Genomic DNA, 17,008 nt, shown 5'->3' with positions numbered 1-17,008 from the left:
CCTATCACGGGTGCCGTGCCGATTGCCCAGGCGAAATCGGCCAGATCAGGACGGCCGGCAGCTCGCGCAAGGATACCCGCGGTTAATCCCGCGATTGCGATTGCAACCAGAGTCCATCGTAGAACCCGCTCAAACGACATGATCTCATTCCAACACTACCTGCATCATTCTCTTCCGAAACAAGCTCCGTTGTTTGAGCAGAATCAATGACAAGTCTCGAACACTCGCCTCCAACGAACGCAGCCATTCGCAAGGCGCCGATGAGCTAGGTCAAAATCTTTCCGAGGATTCTGGCAGATGCTCTCAAGAGGAAGACCACTGGGTCTCCGGTTTCACCCAAAGATGCCGTCTATTGTCCGTGAACGAGTATTTTGGTCTCCTGGAGACGGTCAAACCTCACCGCTGCGGAGATTGTTTCGGCTTAGTTGGTTCCTGAATTGACTTCATGTAGTTTAGGACTGCCTCCGCATCGTCCCTGTTGAAGCGGAAGGTCGGCATGGAGGGATGAATGCTGCTATAGCCCTCCTGTAATCGTTGCAGGAAGTCGCTGTCATAGAGTTTGGTTTCGCTGAAGCTGCGAAAGGGCGGCGCTTGCCTGTTGGAACTCGCGCCGGTCCTACCAACTGAGTGACAGCGGGCGCACAATTTTTGCAGTAACTCTTTGCCATGTTGCTGCTCCTCATCGCGCGCATGGGCGCAGGTGCTCGACCCGAGACCTATTGTCGAAAGTATCAGCAAGCATCGCATCATCGCAGTCGTTCCCGCGAAACAGCTCACCAACGCGAGGTAGCCTTGCCGTAGACATAGAGCGCAACCAACCCGACGGTCACCACCGTCGAGAAGATCAAGATATTTCGGTCCCAGTCGACTCGCTCCTTCTCGGCTCTTCTGAAAGCGAGAGCCGTGAATAGCGCTTTCATGGCAAATCGGCGCATCGGAGCAGCCCTCCCAGTCCACACGATGTCACCGCCGTTCAGAGCCAGCTTGATGCAGCTCAAAGCATGAGCTCGGTTGGCGATGGGGCCCGCAATAGCGACAAGCATAACTGCCAAACAGCACCGCTCCCTCCGAGAGCGATTGGCGCAATTGCCCTCAGGCGTATGGCAGGCCGACTGCGCCCAGGCTTGGCGGCCCGCTTCTTCGATACTTGACCTGCCTCAAAACGCGCACGCTAGTTCGGGGCTAAACTAGTCCAAATCGGAGGCGACCAATGGACGAAACGTTCAGGCGGAAAATCCTTCGGCTTCTGGATCAGCACCGGACGACGAGGATCGCTACCCTACGATCTGACGGCTGGCCCCAGGTGACCACTGTCGGCTACGCCAATGATGGGCTCGTCATCTATTTCCTTTGCGGAGCGGACAGCCAGAAGGCAGCTAACCTAGCGAGGGACGATCGTGTCTCGCTAACGGTGGATGACGATCCCGCGCAAGTGATGGACATCGCGGGCCTATCGATGGCGGCACGCGCGAAACTCGTAACAAATCCCGCCGAATTCGAAAAAGCCTTGCACCTCCTGATCTCGCGGTATCCGAACCAGAAGGGCCTTGATCTCCCCATGCCGAACACTTCGGAGGTCTGCGTCTTCCGCGTGACACCCACGATTGTCTCCCTGCTCGACTACTCAAAGGGATTTGGACATACCGACCTGATCGCGTGCTAAAGAGCCGCATCCTGCGCTAAGGGCGAGTGCGCTCGGTCATTCTGCTTTCCTTCGCCAGAACAGCTGATCGGCAGGCGGTTTTGGCGATGAGATGYCCGCCGGCGCTCGCGCGGTTGCTGTGAGTGCCCCAACCGCGAGTTGAGACGGAACATGTTCCGCAGCATGCGAGTCAACATCAGCCTCGTAATCCTGATCGCGCTATTAGCGTTGTTGCTCGTCCGCGTGCACAAGGCGGACGGATCTAAACTTGCTGCAGACAGCGCGTTGGAAGGACGTCGCCTCGCGGAAGCATGGTGCAAGCCGTGTCATGCAATCGAACCGCACATGCCTGGAATGTCGGATCAGGCACCGGGCTTCGCGTCAATCGCAAACAGGCATGGAACGACGGCACTTTCGCTGAAAGTGTTCCTGAAGACCAGCCACCAGAACATGCCGAACCTCGTCATCGCGCCCGATCAGGCCGACGCTCTCGCGAATTACATCCTTGGCCTAAAGACTCAAGACTAGAACGCTGATCGGCACGACCATGACCCTAAGCTCAGGTCTTAGCGAGCCCGGTCGGCTTGCACGGTCTCGAAGAACGCAACGATCGCATCGATCYGGTATTCGACGAGCTTTGGCTTAAGCATTGCCTGGTTCGGGCCTACGCGACGGTGGTTTGACGTCAATAGCTCTCGGATATCGTTGGCTGAAAAAGATGGCCGGCTGGCAATTTCGCTGAAGCTCGGCGCGGGAAGGCGAAAGGCTGGTTTTTCCCTTGAAGAATCCGAGATGACGTGACAGAGGCCGCAGGTCCCGCGAGCAAGCGCGCGACCCTGCGCGATTTGATCCGCGAACAGCTGATCGCTGAACGGCGAGTTGACCGGCACCTGGATGGTGATCGAACCGAATCCGCTGGCGCGGTGGCAGGCATTGCATCCGTTCGTGAGATCCGCGTAAGCCTTGGCGAAAGCTGCACCATCCTCCTGTTGGATCGCGCGATCCAGAGCTTGCAGCTGTTCGGTAGTTTGGGACGAGCGCAAGCTTTCGGGAGACGGCATTGCCTTCTGCAAGTTTGCCTGGATCTGTCGAACCTCATAGTTCGCCAATTCCCAATTGCTGAGCTTTCCGGCAAACCATAATTTGATGTGCTGGAACTGTAGCGCGATCATAAGGTCGGATAGCTGGGTCGACGTGCTGCCAGCCGACAAGTTCACCTGTGCTCCCGCATTGAATAGCGGGAGCATGGCAACAATCGTGACGGTCATCAACGTCTGGAACTTCATGACAGCGCTCGAAATGAGGAGGCACAACGGCATCAAGGCCAAGCTCGGCGTTGCTTCCGACCAGCACCTCTTAAGTCACGCGCACGTTACCAGAGCGCGGTCTCAACGCATCAAAAGGACGTCGAACGATTTCCTTGTCGATCGGCCCAGGCGCAATCGATCAGGCGAATAGGTTCGTAAAAATGGTTCGGTCGACGACTGACGACTTCGTCCGGGCCGAAGCGACGGCGGTGACAAATTCACTCTTACAGTTCCAGCAGCGCCTGAGCTCTTGGGCCTCCTGAGCATTGATGCGTTCATGCCACTCAAGGTGCACTAACCCGGAACCACAGTGAGGGCATTTTTCGTTATGCGGTGTTGAAACCRCTGCCATGTGGAGCCTCCCTTGTGTCCGGTGTGGTTGCAACCAGCCGGATCGCCAGCGCGGTAGAATTGAGAACGAACAAGAACGACAGCCAAGACTAGGCTTCGACGTACGGGACGGCGAAGTTATCGCACATTGAGGTGAACGCTTGTTTTGCTTCAGCGCTCTCGAAGCAAAACTGCGTCCCTTCGTCGCCACGGTCCACCAGTCGATTTGTCTACCTCGTGCCATGCGGGACGCTTCCGCGCGCAATTGATCCAATTGCCTTCCGTAGGCTCGAACAATCACACAATCTCCAATTTGGACGCTCATCAACTAGCTAACCCCACTGCACGTCAATTCTTGCTGGCGTGTGCCTTGAAGCACTTTGATCAAAATCGAGAGTCCTTGACTGCACTTCTAGCGTCGTTGGACTTCGGACTCTTGCTCCATCTGCAAGATTCGAGCTCGTAGCGCGTCAAAGGTTTCTTCGGCAGCCTCGCTAAACAGCGGATCCTCATGATTCGTTGAGGCCGAAGCGATCTCAGTCCAATCTGAAGGCTTTAGAACCTTAAGGGCGGCGGGGAAGAAATCACGGTCTTCGGTCATGATGTGACGCCGCTCGCTCTCTATGAAATCGCGAACGATGTTGTTCACATTTTGCCTAAGAATCTCCCGATCCGCCAGAACACTGTCGATCGCCTGAGCGACGCGGCGCAAACGCTGGGTCCCTTTTTGGTGCTCAAGCGTTAGATCGCCAACCCTTGCCGCCGCGGCTGGATCTCGAAGCTTTAGTTTGGTAAAGACCAATTCTTCTTGGGGGTGATGATACAGCTCAGGATAGAGCTCGAAGTAGCTGATAATCGCGCGAATGACCTCATAGTCGGGGTTGTCCCCGCGATCGAAGATCTCAAGCTCGCGCTCAAGCACGGAGAGCAGCGTCTCAATGTTGCGGTGTTCCCGGGATAGACGCTCAATGATCATTGCAGCCTCCAACGAACCATTGAATGATGAAAGCTATCTTGAAAGCGATCCCAGTTTCTTGCGCTAGATCAAACACGGAGGACCGGCCCGTCGCGTCTTGCGGGACGCCATGCTGCTTTCTCGAGGGTCGGGGCAACTGCGGACCGCAGCAAGATCGAACGCGCCTGACGGCGCACGAGGTCTCGTCTACGCCGTGAGTTCGCGTTCTCGTTGATGGTGCGACAACCGCCCGCTTCTAGACGCCGGTGCGCCTCGGCAACTTCAGCGAAGGAGATTCGCTCGACGACGCGCGGCTGAACGGCGCGAGCCGCCAACAGTTTGAAGAGCCGCGCCAGATCCTCCCGGAACCAGGCCGGATGCCGCGCCCGCATCAAAATGATCGAGTTGAAGTAGACCGCCTGCCGCCGGACAACCACCCCAACACATACAGGCGCGCCGTCCACGTCAAGATGCCGAACGCCTCGACCCGCAGGGGGAGGCGGCAGGCCTTGAGCCGGGCATGACCGTCTGGATCGGGAAGTAGCACCGAGCGTCGAAATCGGCATTCGCCGCAACGGCACCGAAAGTTTCGCCTGACTGGACGTGCGGCGGCGCGGCCTATCCAACCTCAAGATCGTGGATGATCGGTTTCAGACCGTCGGGCGTGATTTCGAGGCGCGCAAGCGTGATCGGTAGCTTGAAGCGTCGGCGTCCAGCACTGCCGGGATTCAGGTAGAGCAAGCCATCGACGGTATTGATCTTCGGCACGTGGGAGTGGCCCGAAACAATGACATCGATGCCCTGAGCCACGGGATCGATTTGCAGGGTGTTGAGGTCGTGCAGAACGTAGAACAACCGTCCTTCAAGCCGCACGAACTCGGTTTCGGCAAATTCGGTGGCCCACTCGCCCGTGTCCACGTTTCCTCTGATCGCCGTGACGGGGGCAATTCTCCGCAGCGCGGTGATGATCTCGGGATCGTCGATGTCGCCGCCGTGAATGATGTGGTCAACATGGGCCAGCACGCGCAGCGCCTCCGGCCTGAGCAGGCCGTGCGTATCCGAGATGATGCCGATGGTGAAGGTCATCGAACCGTCCGGTTGAAGCACTTTGTCGCGCGTTGGGCCGCGGCCTCCTGATGCACCGCCGGTGCCCCGGACATCAACCCTCTAAGCCGACTTCCGCCGCTGGCCCGTGGCGGGTTTCTTCGCCGCAGCTTCCCTCGCCGGCTTCTTGCCTTGGATCGGCATCAACATCTCTTTCTGGCCCGCCGCCACCTTGCGCGGTTCCTTGGCGGGCTTTGCTGCCTTCGCCGGCGCAGCCTCCCGATCGACGCTCTGGCGCAGTGCCTCCATCAGGTCGACCACGTTCTCGCCCTTCGGCCGCTCCTTCGGGCGGATGGTTTTGCCTGCGCGCTTCTGGTTGATCAAGTCGACCAGCGCGGTCTCGTAGTGATCCTCGAATTTCTCGGGGTCGAACGTGCCCGTCTTCTGGTTGACGATATGCCTTACGAGGTCGAGCATGTCCTTGGTGACTTTGACGTCCGGGATCTCGTCGAAGTATTTCTGCTCGGAGCGGACCTCGTAGGGGTAGCGCAGCAGCGCACCGACGAGACCCTTCTCCAACGGCTCGAGCGCGATAATGTGCTCACGGCTGGTGAGAACCACGCGGCCGATCGCGACCTTGTCCATTTCGCGTATGGTTTCGCGGATAACTGCGAAGGCGTCGTGACCGATCTTACCGTCCGGCGTGAGATAGTACGGTCGGATCAGGTAGCGCGGGTCGATCTCGGACTTGTCGACGAACTCATCGATCTCAATGGTGCGGGTCGACTCCAAGGCTAGCTCCTCGAGCTCCTCCTTGGTGACCTCGATGTACTGTCCTTCGTCGAGCTCGTAGCCCTTGACGATGTCCTCGTTCGCGACCTCGTCACCGGTATCGACGTCGACCTTCACGTACTTGATCCGGTGACCGGTCGCTCGATTGAGCTGATTGAACGAGATTTTCTCGGATTCCGATGTCGCCGGGTAGAGAGCCACCGGACAGGTGACGAGCGGAACGACCAACATCCGCAACGTGAAGAGCAAACATTGGACCCGATGGCTCGGCGTCGAGAACCGCTGCGTGGAGCCCTTTCAACTCTTTTAGCGAATTCAACAAGGCCGAGGGCGGCGACATCTGGTTCGCGCTCGACGAGACCCGCCCCCTCGCCTGCTTCGCCGGCATTTGGACCAACTGGACGTCTGTCCGCAAAGTCAAGGAAGGGGATGCCAATGCTGAAGTCTTCGCAATCCATCCCAAGGCGATGCCGGTGATCCTGACGACGCCGGAAGGGGTCGAGACCTGGATAACCGCACCCGCAGAAGAAGCCCTGAAGCTGCAGCGGCCGCTTCCGAACGGGGCGCTCCGGATCGTTGCACGCGGCGTGAAGGAAGACCCGGCGCCCGCCGCTTGAGCGATCAGCGACTATCTTCGCACTCTTTCAGCTTCTTCACGACCGCCGAGCTTTCGACGACCTTGCCGTCGCGGCTGAGCGGCACGTAGGCGGCTTTCCGCCCCTCCGCATCGGTCACTTCGATGACTTGCGGCATCGTGTCGGGATACTCGCCGGCGTGCTCCTTGGTCTCGACCTGGTAGCCCTCGAAGCGCATGTCCCTGCCGTCCATTATCAGATCCTGGGGGCGCCTCTCCGGCGGCATCGGCGGCAGATCGGGCTCCATCGCATTCCTCGGAGGAGAACTCCAGGAGTGACCTCCTCGATCGAGAAGGCGCCGGAGCTCGGCGACGGCCTCGCCGCGCTGTTCGAGCTTCCTCGACGGCGGCGACGACCTCGTCGCGGTCGAGGACGTCGAGAAGATCGTTGATCGTCCGCTCGCAGTCCCTCTCGCCCGGTTCCAAGTAGCGGGCCAGGATGGCCTGCGCCCGCTCGACGGCTTCCAGCACCTTCTTATCGGCGGTCATCGACGTACTCCACGCAACTCACACGCGCCGATTCAATGGGGCCACAGGCCCCTTGTTCCTGACCCGCACCGGTCGGAACAGGTGCAAAAACTAAGTCCCCGCGATTTCGAATCCCTGGGCTGTGATAGCAGCGCGGAACGCACCGCGGCCTCTAAGGATTCGCCGGACAGATGCCAGGAGCAATTCGATGCTGATGTTCAAGGAAAGACGGCCGGCGATCCGGACGCTGCGCGGCTGGGCCATCGCGGTGCTGCAGGAGGCCGGTGCCATCCGGCGAGTGCGAGGAGCACGGCTGGATGCAGGACCGCGCCGATCCACATGCCTGCGAGCGGGCTTTCGAGATCGCGCGGCGAGATCCACCGGCCGGCATCTCCTCCGAAGATGCAATCGCGGAGCTGCGCGACGTGCTGGACTCGATCGGGGACAGCTGCCCGGAATGCCCGGCCGAGCAGTAGAACGCCGGGCGCCGTCCACGCGGCGCCGCGAAGAGATGGGCTAACGGCCGAGGCGGTTCTCCACGCGCTTGCGCGAGTTGCCGACCTTCTGGCTATCCGGATTTTCGTGTTGAATTGCCCTCGGCTTTAGAGGCCCGTTAGTGTGGGTACGGCCTGTGGCACCAACCTCTAGATGGCCTCAACCAGGCCGCTTTTGATCACCTTTGTCGCCCAGTGAACGGGTTCAACGGTCGGATGTCGGCCGGGCGGAAAATTTGTAAATCGCTTCGCGGCTTAGCCCGGTCTGTATCGGAAACGGGATCTCATTGTCCAGCACAGCTTGATCACATATATATGTGATCAAAGGTGCGCCATGCTCAGGAACACGACGTTCAACTTGCCAGACGATCTGGTTGCGAGGGCCAAGGCTTACGCGGCCAGCCATGGGACCACGCTTACGGCTATCGTCCGGGATCATCTCGAGACAGTGACGGCTGGCCGCAAGGTCGAAGCGACCGAGGATCCTCTCCTGGCCTTCTCGCAAGGGCGGATGACCAAAGAGCAGGCGATGAAGGCTCTCGGGCTTAGGGACTACGCCGGACTGCTCGTCCGCCTTGGCGAGGCAGACTTACCGCTCCCCTGCCTGCCGGCACATGAAATCGAAAACCAAGCGACGACATTTGCCCGCATCTGGAGGCGGTCGTGACGAAGCGCTGTACCCTCGTCATTCCAGACGCTGGGCCATTCAATAGCCTTTGGGTTGCAAACGAGCTGCCGCTCCTTCTGAAATTGGACATGCCCATCGTCGTCGTCGACGCGGTCTACGATGAACTCACGCGCGATCCCGTGAACTATCCTAAGGATCGCGAAGTGAAGGCCTTCATCGATGCGCACCAACCTCCGTTCAAAATCGAAGATACGGAAACGGGACGTCGCGAACGCGAGAAGCATCGAGAGGGACTGCCGCCGCGCAGAAACGCAGGAGAGGTCGCAATAGTCGATTTCATGTCCGACGGGCTGGAAAACTATCTCACGGCAAGCGAACCGGTGCTCGTGCTATTTGAGGACGTGGATGTCCCTGGCGTGCGGTTCTTCCGCAAGCTGCCGAACTTGCACTTGCTATCGACCGTGGGCATGTTGCGCGGCCTGGAGCGGGTCGGAATCATCGGGTCCGCTGACGAGGTCATCCAAAATATGACCCATCCATGAGACCCATCGCGACGGGCACGAGTTCTCAAGGATCTGCCAGACGTTGATTGTCGGCGCGACCGCGCTGCTAAGGCATATTCGAAAGGGCCGTCATAAGCCGACACCCTGGCTCGCTTCCCTACTGGAGCGAAAGCCGCCGAAGTTGGTGGCGGTGGCCTTGGCCAACAAGTTCGCCCGTATCGCTTGGCGATTGATGATATCAGGCGGCGTGTACAACCGCCCAGTGGCCGCCATGCCAATCTGACTGAAATCGTTGTACCGGTCGAGGTTGCTCGCCGGATAGCCCACGAACTTGCAGGACGCAGTAGATGGAAGGACCGATCGGTCGATACGCGCGAGCTTCCGTAGATTACACTGGCATCACGAATGTCGCCTATGTGCTTGGAGCGTGCGTAGCGAACACCATCTCGGCCAGCGGGCTTTGTCCGCGCAAACAGGCCGGACATCTGATAGCAAGCGATCTGGCCAGAAGTCTGCTACAATCCTGACAAGCGGGGGGCCGTCCACATCTGTAATCTCTATTCGATGACCAAAAACGTAGATGCGATCCGCCGCTTGTTTGGGGCGCTGAACAGTCGCGTCGGAAACCTTCCGTCGATGCCGGGCATCTCCCCGGACTACCCAGCGCCGATCGTTCGCAACGGGGCCGAGGGACGCGAACTCGTCATGGCACGTTGGGGCATGCCTTCCTCGGCGCAGGCGCTGATGGATGCGACGAGGAAACGCGCAGAGAAACTAGAAGCTAAGGGCAAGACGGTGGACTTCAAGGAGCTGCTGCGGCTGGAGCCGGATAGTGGCACGACTAACATCCGCAACACCAGCAGCAAGCATTGGAAGCGGTGGCTCGGCGCAGACAATCGCTGTCTGGTGCCGTTCACCAGCTTCAGCGAATACGACACCATCGACGGCAAGAAGGTGCCCGTGTGGTTTGCTACGGATGAGAGCCRCTCGCCGCTCGCGTTCGGAGGCATCTGGACTAACTGGACTTCGGTTCGCAAGGCGAAGGAAGGCGAGGTCACAGCCGATGTTTTCGGCTTTCTGACCTGCGAGCCGAATGCCGAGGTGAAGCGCGTGCATCCAAAAGCGATGCCGGTCGTCCTTACGACGACCGAAGAGTACGACATATGGATGCAGGCCCCTTGGGAAGAAGCCAAAGCACTGCAGCGGCCGCTTCCGGACGGTTCGCTCAAGATCGTCGCCACCGGGGAGAAGGAAGATCCGGGCGCGGCTTCGCCGGAGACTTAGACGCATTGCCGTCCGCTCCGACCAGATGGAAACCGTCCCGACGGCAACGGAGCACTATGCCGAAGCCACCCACCATAAGGCGTCCCCTACAAGTTGGTCCCTAATCGGGGCAAAGTAGGTCCCTTAGCCTGAAACACAAAAAGCCCCGCCAGCGACGGCGGGGCTTTTCTCTCGGTCCTGGAAATAGGGCACTCGGTCAGGCCGCTTCTACGGCCTATGGTAAGGTCTCAACGAGGGGTGTGATCGCTTCTTACGATCTGGAGACGCGGTCGAGGTCTCACATCGAGCGTATCGTAGATCTCGTTCAGCGAGATGGACGTGCCCAACGTCGGAAGCGGAATGGCGACGTCAAATTCCTCGAACTTTTCCTCAGTCCATTTTCCGTCTTCTTGCCGTCGGTGAACCTTAACGAGCGCAATCTCGGACTCGATCTGGATAACCGTGTCGACGCTCTTCAAATCTTGGTACTCGCGCAGCTTGTCTCCGTAGTCAAAGACGGCGGTGCCCGGCGAGGAGACTTCGACGATCAGGGTCGGCTTGGAGGCCGTCATTGCGGACGCATTGGGCGGGCCACAATCCACGACGACGTCGGGATATCGGATCGTGTCCGGACCAGTCTGGACGGCCGTGTCGCTCGATGTGGTGCGGCAGCCGTTCTTCTTCCCGGCCGGAACAAAGGCGGTCTGGACGTTGCTGCAGATGACGTTATGCCCCTCTTTGGCGCCGGCCATGGCATAGGCTACGCCCCCCACGAGCTCGTAGCGAACCTCGCTGCCGGAAATGGCATTGAAAAAATCGTCAATCGAGAGCTTGTCGTGCTCGGGAATACCCATTGCGCCATCCAGATCTTCGCCCCTGCAATATAAACCGCTTGGTGCGATAGGAAAGCCCATCCAGACACTCGTACCGGGTACGAGTTCGTAACAGTTACGCCTAGAGAGGGAGAAAAATTGCTTCGAACAGCCTCACCCCGGGGAACCGTGATGACGCCGAAGATCCGGGGCAAATTCAGCCGAACCATTCCCGTGAGCGACCTCCGGCAGGCGGCTCGCCTTGTCGCAGGCCGGGGGTAAATTCGTCGCCAGGACGATGGCTGTCACAACGTGCTTGTCCAAGGGGACCTACTTTACCCTGCGCCACCCGCCAGCGGGTCGCCGCGCCGAAACTGGCTCTTGCGATCGCAATACTTTGGAGACGGGACTAGGGGACACACTTTGCCCGTGACCGCACCTCTTCGATATTTCACACGCGGCCGGTCGCTGCTACGGGGCCGAATTAGAGCGGTGATGTCGAAGGATGAAGGCGCGTATCGAGCGCGAACGCTTCCTGAAGGTGCTGCTGGTACGCGCCTTCCGCCCTGGTCGGGTCGAAAATCAGATTCCAGCTGTGATTGTCCACACTTGGGATCACGACGAATTTGTGCTTGGCCAAGAGCGCATCACCGAACGCCTGCTGGCCCGCGCCTGGGATTCCCGGTCGCAGCCAATTGGCGTTCGGAACGTCGGCAGCGCGAACGATTTGAACGTCGGACACGGCGGCGATATGAAGCGCGGTCAGTACGTGCGGCAGAGTGTCGAGCACTTTGAAGCCTTTGTGAACCGCCACTTCGAGGATCGCGGTCGCTGGATCAAGCGCGCAATACACGACGCGAACGCCTTTGCTGTTCCACCGGCCGCCGACCTGGAATGCGCCTTCGCCACTATCCCAGTTCGACGCAAAGCGCGCCTGATCGAGGCGCCAAGCGATGAGCTTGCCGCCTCCCAATGGCTCTACAGAAGGCGTCATGCATAGACGCCGTATGCGAGCCGTGTGAGGTACTGTTCAATGAGCTCGATGCCCGCCGGAGTAGCAAGCAGATCGATCGGGCGACGCTGGTCAAGACCGATGGCCGGACGCTCGAGCCACTGCTCTGCCTCTTCCTGCGAACCGAACACGTCCGTGGCCTTGGCCAGGATTTCGGCAAACTTCCAGGTCCGCCCACTTTGCTCCTGGCTGAGCGGCTTGTCCGGAGCGTCCTTGCGTCGCTGAAAGGTGCGAAGGCTCATTCCGAAGGCTTTTTCCAGCGAGTCCGTTTGAATGAAGAGGAGGTGACTGACGAAGTGGGTCAGCGCGGAGCCTGGCAGTCCGTCCAGCAGCAGTTCGTGGGCGTCGAGGGTGCTTGTGATGYGGCGCGACAGGATGCGCGGCCCGCCGAGCAAATCGGCCACCTTCTGCAGATCATTGCCTGGCCCCTTTGGAGCCGGTTTCTCGGCTGCAGCAGTCAAAGTAGCCCTCGCGTCATGTGTCGCCTAATATGTGTCACATGTCGCGATTAATCAAGCGCGCATTGTCGAGCTCAGGGAGGTACTCGCCGCCAGCATCGCCTGCCTGTTCGATTGCCAAAGATCCTGGAAACGCCCGTTTTGACTGCGTTTTTGCGGTCGTTGGCGCATGCGGCTTTAGGGGGCATACTTTACCTGGTAACCACCCTTCGGACCTCGCCAATATCTATTCTGGATCAGCCAATATCTATTCTGGATCAGCAGCGCGGCCTGCGGCTACGCGCTAGGGCGTGCCGTCCTTCGACCGGCAGTTCGCCAGGTCGTCGCGCTGGACCCAACCGTACTTGGACTCGCCCGAATCTTTGTCGAAATGGACGACGAAGACCCAGTCGCGATACGTGTCGCGAATCGCAACCTTCTGGCCCTTCTCGATCGGCAACCAGCGCGGCTCAGTCTGTCCGCCGGGCCGGTTGGCCAGCTCAGTTTCCTTCGGCACGGTGCACTCGGTGTAAGAGGCATGTGAGCTGGCGGGCAACGCGATCAGGGCCGCGGCGGTCAAGAGAAGCTTCTTCATCACGGGATTCGCTGAGGAGGATGATCGAATTCTGGTTCGGCTGAGCATCCTTCAGGCTGACGAACACGAGCGATTGCTCCGGACGGTGGCACACGAGGCCACCGAGCGGTTCGTCTGCTGTACCAACAAGGTCGGAGCCCCCATGGTGCCGGCGCTGTTCAACCCAGCCGAGATCGCCGGGCGCAGGTTGGACGATGTCCGCGTTTATTACTCTCGCCAGACAGGACCAATCAAGCGGCGGCACGTCAAGGCGCACCGCGAACGACTGCATGGCGTTGTCGAATTGATCGCCGTGGCGACGCCGCAAGTTCATGCAAAATTTCTTGCGTGGGACCGAGATGATGTTTTGGTCAGTACGATGAATTGGGGTTCTCAATCCGGTTCACCTGACAATCCGCTGGACGAGATCGGGCTCCATCTGTCCGGAACCGGCTTGGCCGCAAGTCTATTGAGAAAGTTCTAAGAGCAAGTCCAGGACCGGGAGGGTGCAGACGAAGCCGCCGCGGGTCCGGCCGCGCAGTGAGACACTCTTCTGGAGCGCCGGCCACGGCGCAAGGCAGCGCTGATTTAGGGAAAGTGTGATGAGCACCTCAGAGACAGTCGAGTTTGCGGTGGGTCCGTGCCCGTGCGGAAGCGGAGCGATTGTGAAGAGCGTTACCACGCAAGACAACCCGTGGAGTTCGGCTGACATTTCCTACGGAATAAACTGCCCTAAATGTGCTGGAGCGTGGGACATCACCAGCGGAACGCTCACGAACCGAGAGTCCGCCCGGCCGCATCAAGAAGCCTATCGCGCAGAGCGGCAGGCCTCTGCCGAGCTGCATGTGATCGTCGACGAGCTTGTGGATCGGCATTTCGAAGATTTTGGCGCCAAGACGATGACGGCAGAACTTCGGGAAATGCAACGGCTCGGCATCTCCACGATGAACATCGCGCAATTTCGCAAGGCGGTGCATGAAGGACGCCGGCCGTTGGAGCGATCGTATGCTTTAAAGAATCCGGACTGGCTTTTCAGCGTGGCAAAAGAGGCCGAGAAGGAAGAGGCGTTCGTACAACTGCGCGACAAATATAACGACGCGCGCGCAAGAACGGCGGACACAGCCAAAGCGGTCATCAGGCGCCGTATCCCGAACGAATGACCATATGGACGAGAGCCCCGACGTGGGCGTCATTGACGATCGGCGATCGCGGCGCCTGATCTCGCACGCCTGCCGCACTCACCCGTTATGATGACGCCAGCACGACCTCACGCAGCGCGGTCAGAGATGGCAGAAAAAAGTATCCACCTCCGCTGGGTGCGACGAACGCCGTTTGCGCCCTCACCTCTGCGGACTGGAGCTGCGCGCCGAAGAGATGACAGCGCCGGATCCCGTCAGGCGCAGCGGCATTCTGACCGACAATCATGTCATGCCCGCCAGGACCACGCGGGCGCGATCCGCTATTGATCCAGCGCGCCTGAAGAAACTCGAACTGGTCCTCGATCGACGATTGGATCGAGAGAAACAAAAGGCCGCGGTCTCCTTCGAGCGGATCGGGACCGCCGTCGCCATACCGGTCTGCGAGGCTTTCGCCGAAGGCAACGCCAACGCGCAATAGGCGCCGCGTCTGGGAAGCGTTGCCTCCTCCCATGTCGGAGCCGCTATCCCGCGTATTGACTTTGCGGATATGCGCGCCCGCGGGGCAAACGATCCCGACCGGATCTGCCTGCGCGTCCGCAAACGGTGACGGGCCACCCGCACGGGCCGGCGTGCTATTGTCGAAGCGGAAATCATTGTTGGCCATGTCGTCTGCGCCGAGATCGGGATCGTCCTTGTCCGGCGTCCGGAGAACGGGGGCGCCGCTTGGCCAGCGCCCGACCAGCCGCGAAGCGAGCGCCTCGCCCGTCAGGCCCTCGAAGCCGGAAGTTTTCGAAAGGCGGGCAGCTTCGCGCCGCATTGTCTGCCAGAAGCCGGCGACATCCTGCCTCAGGCGCCGATAGACCAGGAAACTGCCGTTTCTCATCCACGGTTCGCAGGGCAGCGTCGGCCCCGGGAGAAGCGGATCGGCGCCGGACACAGGATACCCCAGCAGAAATTCCCCTGGCCAGACCAGGTCCTGACCCGGATACCCGTAGAGCCACGCATCAGGAAGATCGCCCGCGTCAAGTTTACGGTCCGTGACGAAGTCATCCGGCGCATGGCTGGCGCGCCCACGGATTCCTGGCTGCGACACCCCGTCATCGAAACCGAAATGCTCATGTCCGGGTTGATCGGCGCGAACGTCGCCGTGCTGGATCGCGACGTTCGCTCCCAGCCCCACGAGATCTCCCGCAATGCGCTGCGCAAGGGAACGAACGTCAGCCTGATGGTCGCCAGCGACGACGAACATTGCGTCGAGTTCGTTTCCGGGGCCGCCGACGACCCAATTGGACGCCGCGGCGGGATCGTCCGGATCGACAGGGTCACCGAGGAGTCCGGACCGCGCCGCAAGCCCCCCGCGAAACGCTGGGCTCTTGAACTGACTTACCGCCGGCGTGAAACGCCCCAGCCCTTGGGCGGTGAAAGCAAGTGCCACGAGCGGCGCGCGGGCCTCTCGCTTGGCGAACCCTGCGGCGAACTGGCGATGCTGCCTTCGATCCTCAAGCGTCTTCCTTCCCGACGCGATCGCCCCGGCGGACGCCATGGCGGCCAGATGCTCGCGGATTGCAATCAGTTGCAAGATCGCCTCGGGCAGCCGGAGATATACCAGGGCATGATGCGGCTTGAGAAAGCCGGGAGCCGCGATTCCCTGGATGTCATCCAGTTCCAGTACGGGCTCTAATGGAGCCATTGCACGGAGCTTCGTGTCTGCGACCACCGGTTTCCTGCCGGCGACGATTGCTCTCTTGGCCATCAGATGCCCCCATGCGCGCGGCGCGAATAGTTGAGACTTGCGACCACGGCCGGGCCGGCGCCGCGGCCCTCGTGGCTATGCGGCCCCGAAAAAGCCGGCATCAAACCCGGTGGAATGTTTGTGCCGACATCGATGGCACGCAGAAGGCGCGTGTCGGAACGCAGCACGCACGCTTGGCCGACGCATTCGATCCTGTCGTTGGGCACGGTTGCGAGGTCGGTTGCGCCACCCACGAGCTTGACGGTGATGCATTCGGCGATCTGCCCGCCCCACCGCAGCGGTACACCGCCGATCATGAGATCACTCAGCGTGCGCCCCGTTTCGCGCGGCACCTCGACGACCAGCCGCTCGATCCGACCGGGCTCGCCCCTCACGATGCGGATACATTCGGCTGGTGCAATCCCATCCGGCGGCTCCCACCCCGTCAGGTTGATATCATCCATGTAAAGACCGACCGGATTGACGAGCGTCACCATCGCTTTCAGTCGCGCGAGTGCATTGACGGTGGCCCCGATCGTGGGATCGCTGTTTCGGTTGGCGCCCCCATAGCGCGAACAGCAGATTAGTTCGTCCGGCGACGTGACCGGTGTTCCATCCCGGCGTTGTCGCAAGATCGTGGCGTCTGCACCCAGCCTGATCTCGGCTCCGATCGAATTCGGCGGGCAATTGAGATGCACAATGCCGTGGGTCGTATTCCACTTATTGTTGGGGTTGTAGTCGCCCACCTGCAGCCCCCCAAACGGTACCTTGAGCCGGAGGTCGTCGACCTCGACCGGCTTGCCCGTGAGCTCACGATAGAGGTGGGCGGCGTATTCGGGGTTGCCGGAGAAGCGATAGGACACGCCGTCATCGATGTTGACGCTCCCACCGAAGATCGCGGTCCAGTATTCAGGCGGTTCAGACGTGAAGGTGACTCGCGCGATCCGTCCGGTGGCAGGATCGCGCTCGACGAACCATTCGCAATATTCATCGAGCGGCCGGAACCAGACCTTCGTGTTTGCCAGCATCAGCCGCTGCGCCGGCAGCGAGCTATCGTACGGTTTATGATAAGCGTCATAAGGTGACAGTGGCCATAGACTGTCAGCCTCCTGGAGCGCGCGGTCGCGTCCAAATTTCAGGATCAGGGTCTTAGGAAAGGCATTCCAGACAATCGGCTGCTCAACGAGCGTCGTCTTGGCATCGTATTGCTTGGGATCGAAGAACTGGACGGTGCCGGGCTTT

At 60.1% G+C, this 17,008-nt stretch carries 20 protein-coding genes and 3 pseudogenes; 10 read left to right on the top strand and 13 right to left on the bottom strand.

The features are described 5' to 3' along the window. Positions 1-396 precede the first annotated feature (396 nt). Positions 397-747, bottom strand: a complete 351-nt coding sequence (locus AB4Z51_RS40355) for a c-type cytochrome (RefSeq protein ID WP_441499349.1) — start codon at positions 745-747, stop codon at positions 397-399. Between the two features lie 463 nt (positions 748-1,210). Between AB4Z51_RS40355 and AB4Z51_RS40350 the strand changes: the two genes are divergently transcribed. Both AB4Z51_RS40350 and AB4Z51_RS40345 read left to right on the top strand, forming a co-directional pair. Then, positions 1,211-1,663 carry a pyridoxamine 5'-phosphate oxidase family protein gene (locus tag AB4Z51_RS40350; RefSeq protein ID WP_166351017.1) on the top strand — a complete coding sequence of 151 codons (453 nt, stop codon included), beginning with the start codon at positions 1,211-1,213 and terminating at the stop codon, positions 1,661-1,663. 150 nt (positions 1,664-1,813) lie between these two features. After that, positions 1,814-2,170, top strand: coding sequence for a c-type cytochrome (locus tag AB4Z51_RS40345; RefSeq protein WP_063982720.1), 357 nt, complete (start codon positions 1,814-1,816; stop codon positions 2,168-2,170). Positions 2,171-2,208: 38 nt separating this feature from the next. On the opposite strand, the gene AB4Z51_RS40340 is transcribed toward AB4Z51_RS40345, so the two are convergent. From AB4Z51_RS40340 to ku, 5 genes are all read right to left on the bottom strand, one after another. After that, positions 2,209-2,928, bottom strand: a complete 720-nt coding sequence (locus AB4Z51_RS40340; RefSeq protein WP_441499346.1) for a c-type cytochrome — start codon at positions 2,926-2,928, stop codon at positions 2,209-2,211. Between the two features lie 763 nt (positions 2,929-3,691). After that, positions 3,692-4,255 (bottom strand): hemerythrin domain-containing protein, encoded by a 564-nt coding sequence (locus AB4Z51_RS40335; protein WP_135217183.1) that lies wholly within the window; start codon positions 4,253-4,255, stop codon positions 3,692-3,694. 68 nt (positions 4,256-4,323) lie between these two features. Beyond that, positions 4,324-4,626, bottom strand: coding sequence for a zinc-binding dehydrogenase (locus AB4Z51_RS40330; RefSeq protein WP_441499348.1), 303 nt, complete (start codon positions 4,624-4,626; stop codon positions 4,324-4,326). A gap of 226 nt (positions 4,627-4,852) precedes the next feature. After that, entirely contained in the window at positions 4,853-5,320 is a 468-nt protein-coding gene (locus tag AB4Z51_RS40325; RefSeq protein WP_441499345.1) for a metallophosphoesterase family protein, read from the bottom strand. Positions 5,321-5,401: 81 nt separating this feature from the next. Then, complete coding sequence (ku, locus tag AB4Z51_RS40320; protein WP_441499344.1) at positions 5,402-6,301, bottom strand: non-homologous end joining protein Ku; 900 nt, start codon at positions 6,299-6,301, stop codon at positions 5,402-5,404. On the opposite strand from ku, the pseudogene AB4Z51_RS40315 reads away from it, so the two are divergent. After that, positions 6,288-6,687, top strand: a pseudogene (locus AB4Z51_RS40315) (SOS response-associated peptidase family protein); the annotation flags it as partial. The gene ku and the pseudogene AB4Z51_RS40315 overlap by 14 nt on opposite strands. A gap of 4 nt (positions 6,688-6,691) precedes the next feature. Here AB4Z51_RS40315 and AB4Z51_RS40310 read toward each other — a convergent pair. Next, positions 6,692-6,952: a hypothetical protein gene (locus AB4Z51_RS40310; protein WP_441499343.1), complete on the bottom strand. Its 261-nt coding sequence runs from the start codon at positions 6,950-6,952 to the stop codon at positions 6,692-6,694. Positions 6,953-7,380: 428 nt separating this feature from the next. Here AB4Z51_RS40310 and AB4Z51_RS40305 point away from each other — a divergent pair. From AB4Z51_RS40305 to AB4Z51_RS40285, 5 genes and pseudogenes are all read left to right on the top strand, one after another. After that, positions 7,381-7,648 (top strand): annotated as a pseudogene (locus tag AB4Z51_RS40305) (hypothetical protein). A gap of 352 nt (positions 7,649-8,000) precedes the next feature. Then, positions 8,001-8,333, top strand: coding sequence for a DUF6364 family protein (locus AB4Z51_RS40300; protein WP_441499342.1), 333 nt, complete (start codon positions 8,001-8,003; stop codon positions 8,331-8,333). Between the two features lie 89 nt (positions 8,334-8,422). After that, the gene (locus AB4Z51_RS40295) at positions 8,423-8,836 is read left to right on the top strand and encodes a hypothetical protein (protein WP_441499341.1); all 414 of its coding nucleotides are present in this window, start codon (positions 8,423-8,425) and stop codon (positions 8,834-8,836) included. Between the two features lie 7 nt (positions 8,837-8,843). Then, positions 8,844-9,080: pseudogene (locus tag AB4Z51_RS40290) on the top strand (IS110 family transposase); the annotation flags it as partial. Positions 9,081-9,343: 263 nt separating this feature from the next. Then, complete coding sequence (locus tag AB4Z51_RS40285; protein WP_441499347.1) at positions 9,344-10,081, top strand: SOS response-associated peptidase; 738 nt, start codon at positions 9,344-9,346, stop codon at positions 10,079-10,081. 227 nt (positions 10,082-10,308) lie between these two features. Here AB4Z51_RS40285 and AB4Z51_RS40280 read toward each other — a convergent pair whose 3' ends face one another. The 4 genes from AB4Z51_RS40280 to AB4Z51_RS40265 form a co-directional block, all read right to left on the bottom strand. Then, positions 10,309-10,914 carry a Uma2 family endonuclease gene (locus AB4Z51_RS40280; RefSeq protein WP_441499340.1) on the bottom strand — a complete coding sequence of 202 codons (606 nt, stop codon included), beginning with the start codon at positions 10,912-10,914 and terminating at the stop codon, positions 10,309-10,311. A 442-nt stretch (positions 10,915-11,356) separates the two neighbouring features. After that, a complete protein-coding gene (locus tag AB4Z51_RS40275) occupies positions 11,357-11,866 on the bottom strand; it encodes an RES family NAD+ phosphorylase (protein WP_135216385.1) in 510 nt (169 codons plus the stop codon). Next, positions 11,863-12,345, bottom strand: a complete 483-nt coding sequence (gene parS / locus AB4Z51_RS40270) for a type II RES/Xre toxin-antitoxin system antitoxin (RefSeq protein WP_441499339.1) — start codon at positions 12,343-12,345, stop codon at positions 11,863-11,865. Before parS ends, AB4Z51_RS40275 begins: the two co-directional genes overlap by 4 nt. Before the next feature lie 280 nt (positions 12,346-12,625). Further along, a complete protein-coding gene (locus AB4Z51_RS40265; protein WP_135216383.1) occupies positions 12,626-12,916 on the bottom strand; it encodes a hypothetical protein in 291 nt (96 codons plus the stop codon). A gap of 142 nt (positions 12,917-13,058) precedes the next feature. Here AB4Z51_RS40265 and AB4Z51_RS40260 point away from each other — a divergent pair, with 142 nt between their 5' ends. Further along, positions 13,059-13,379 carry a hypothetical protein gene (locus AB4Z51_RS40260; protein ID WP_441499338.1) on the top strand — a complete coding sequence of 107 codons (321 nt, stop codon included), beginning with the start codon at positions 13,059-13,061 and terminating at the stop codon, positions 13,377-13,379. A gap of 118 nt (positions 13,380-13,497) precedes the next feature. Further along, entirely contained in the window at positions 13,498-14,055 is a 558-nt protein-coding gene (locus tag AB4Z51_RS40255) for a hypothetical protein (RefSeq protein WP_441499337.1), read from the top strand. A gap of 85 nt (positions 14,056-14,140) precedes the next feature. Here the strand turns inward: AB4Z51_RS40255 and AB4Z51_RS40250 are convergent, their stop codons facing one another. Together AB4Z51_RS40250 and AB4Z51_RS40245 are read right to left on the bottom strand one after the other, a co-directional pair. Beyond that, the gene (locus AB4Z51_RS40250; RefSeq protein ID WP_135216381.1) at positions 14,141-15,787 is read right to left on the bottom strand and encodes a Dyp-type peroxidase; all 1,647 of its coding nucleotides are present in this window, start codon (positions 15,785-15,787) and stop codon (positions 14,141-14,143) included. Then, positions 15,787-17,008: hypothetical protein (locus AB4Z51_RS40245; protein WP_441499336.1), on the bottom strand; the 1,222-nt coding region annotated here is incomplete at its 5' end. The genes AB4Z51_RS40250 and AB4Z51_RS40245, both read right to left, overlap by 1 nt.

The sequence above is a fragment of the Bradyrhizobium sp. 2TAF36 genome (assembly GCF_052114925.1).
Classification (GTDB): Bacteria; Pseudomonadota; Alphaproteobacteria; order Rhizobiales; family Xanthobacteraceae; genus Bradyrhizobium; species Bradyrhizobium barranii.
Note: the sequence above shows the minus strand (reverse complement) of the source record. Positions and strands in the feature narration are given on the sequence as shown.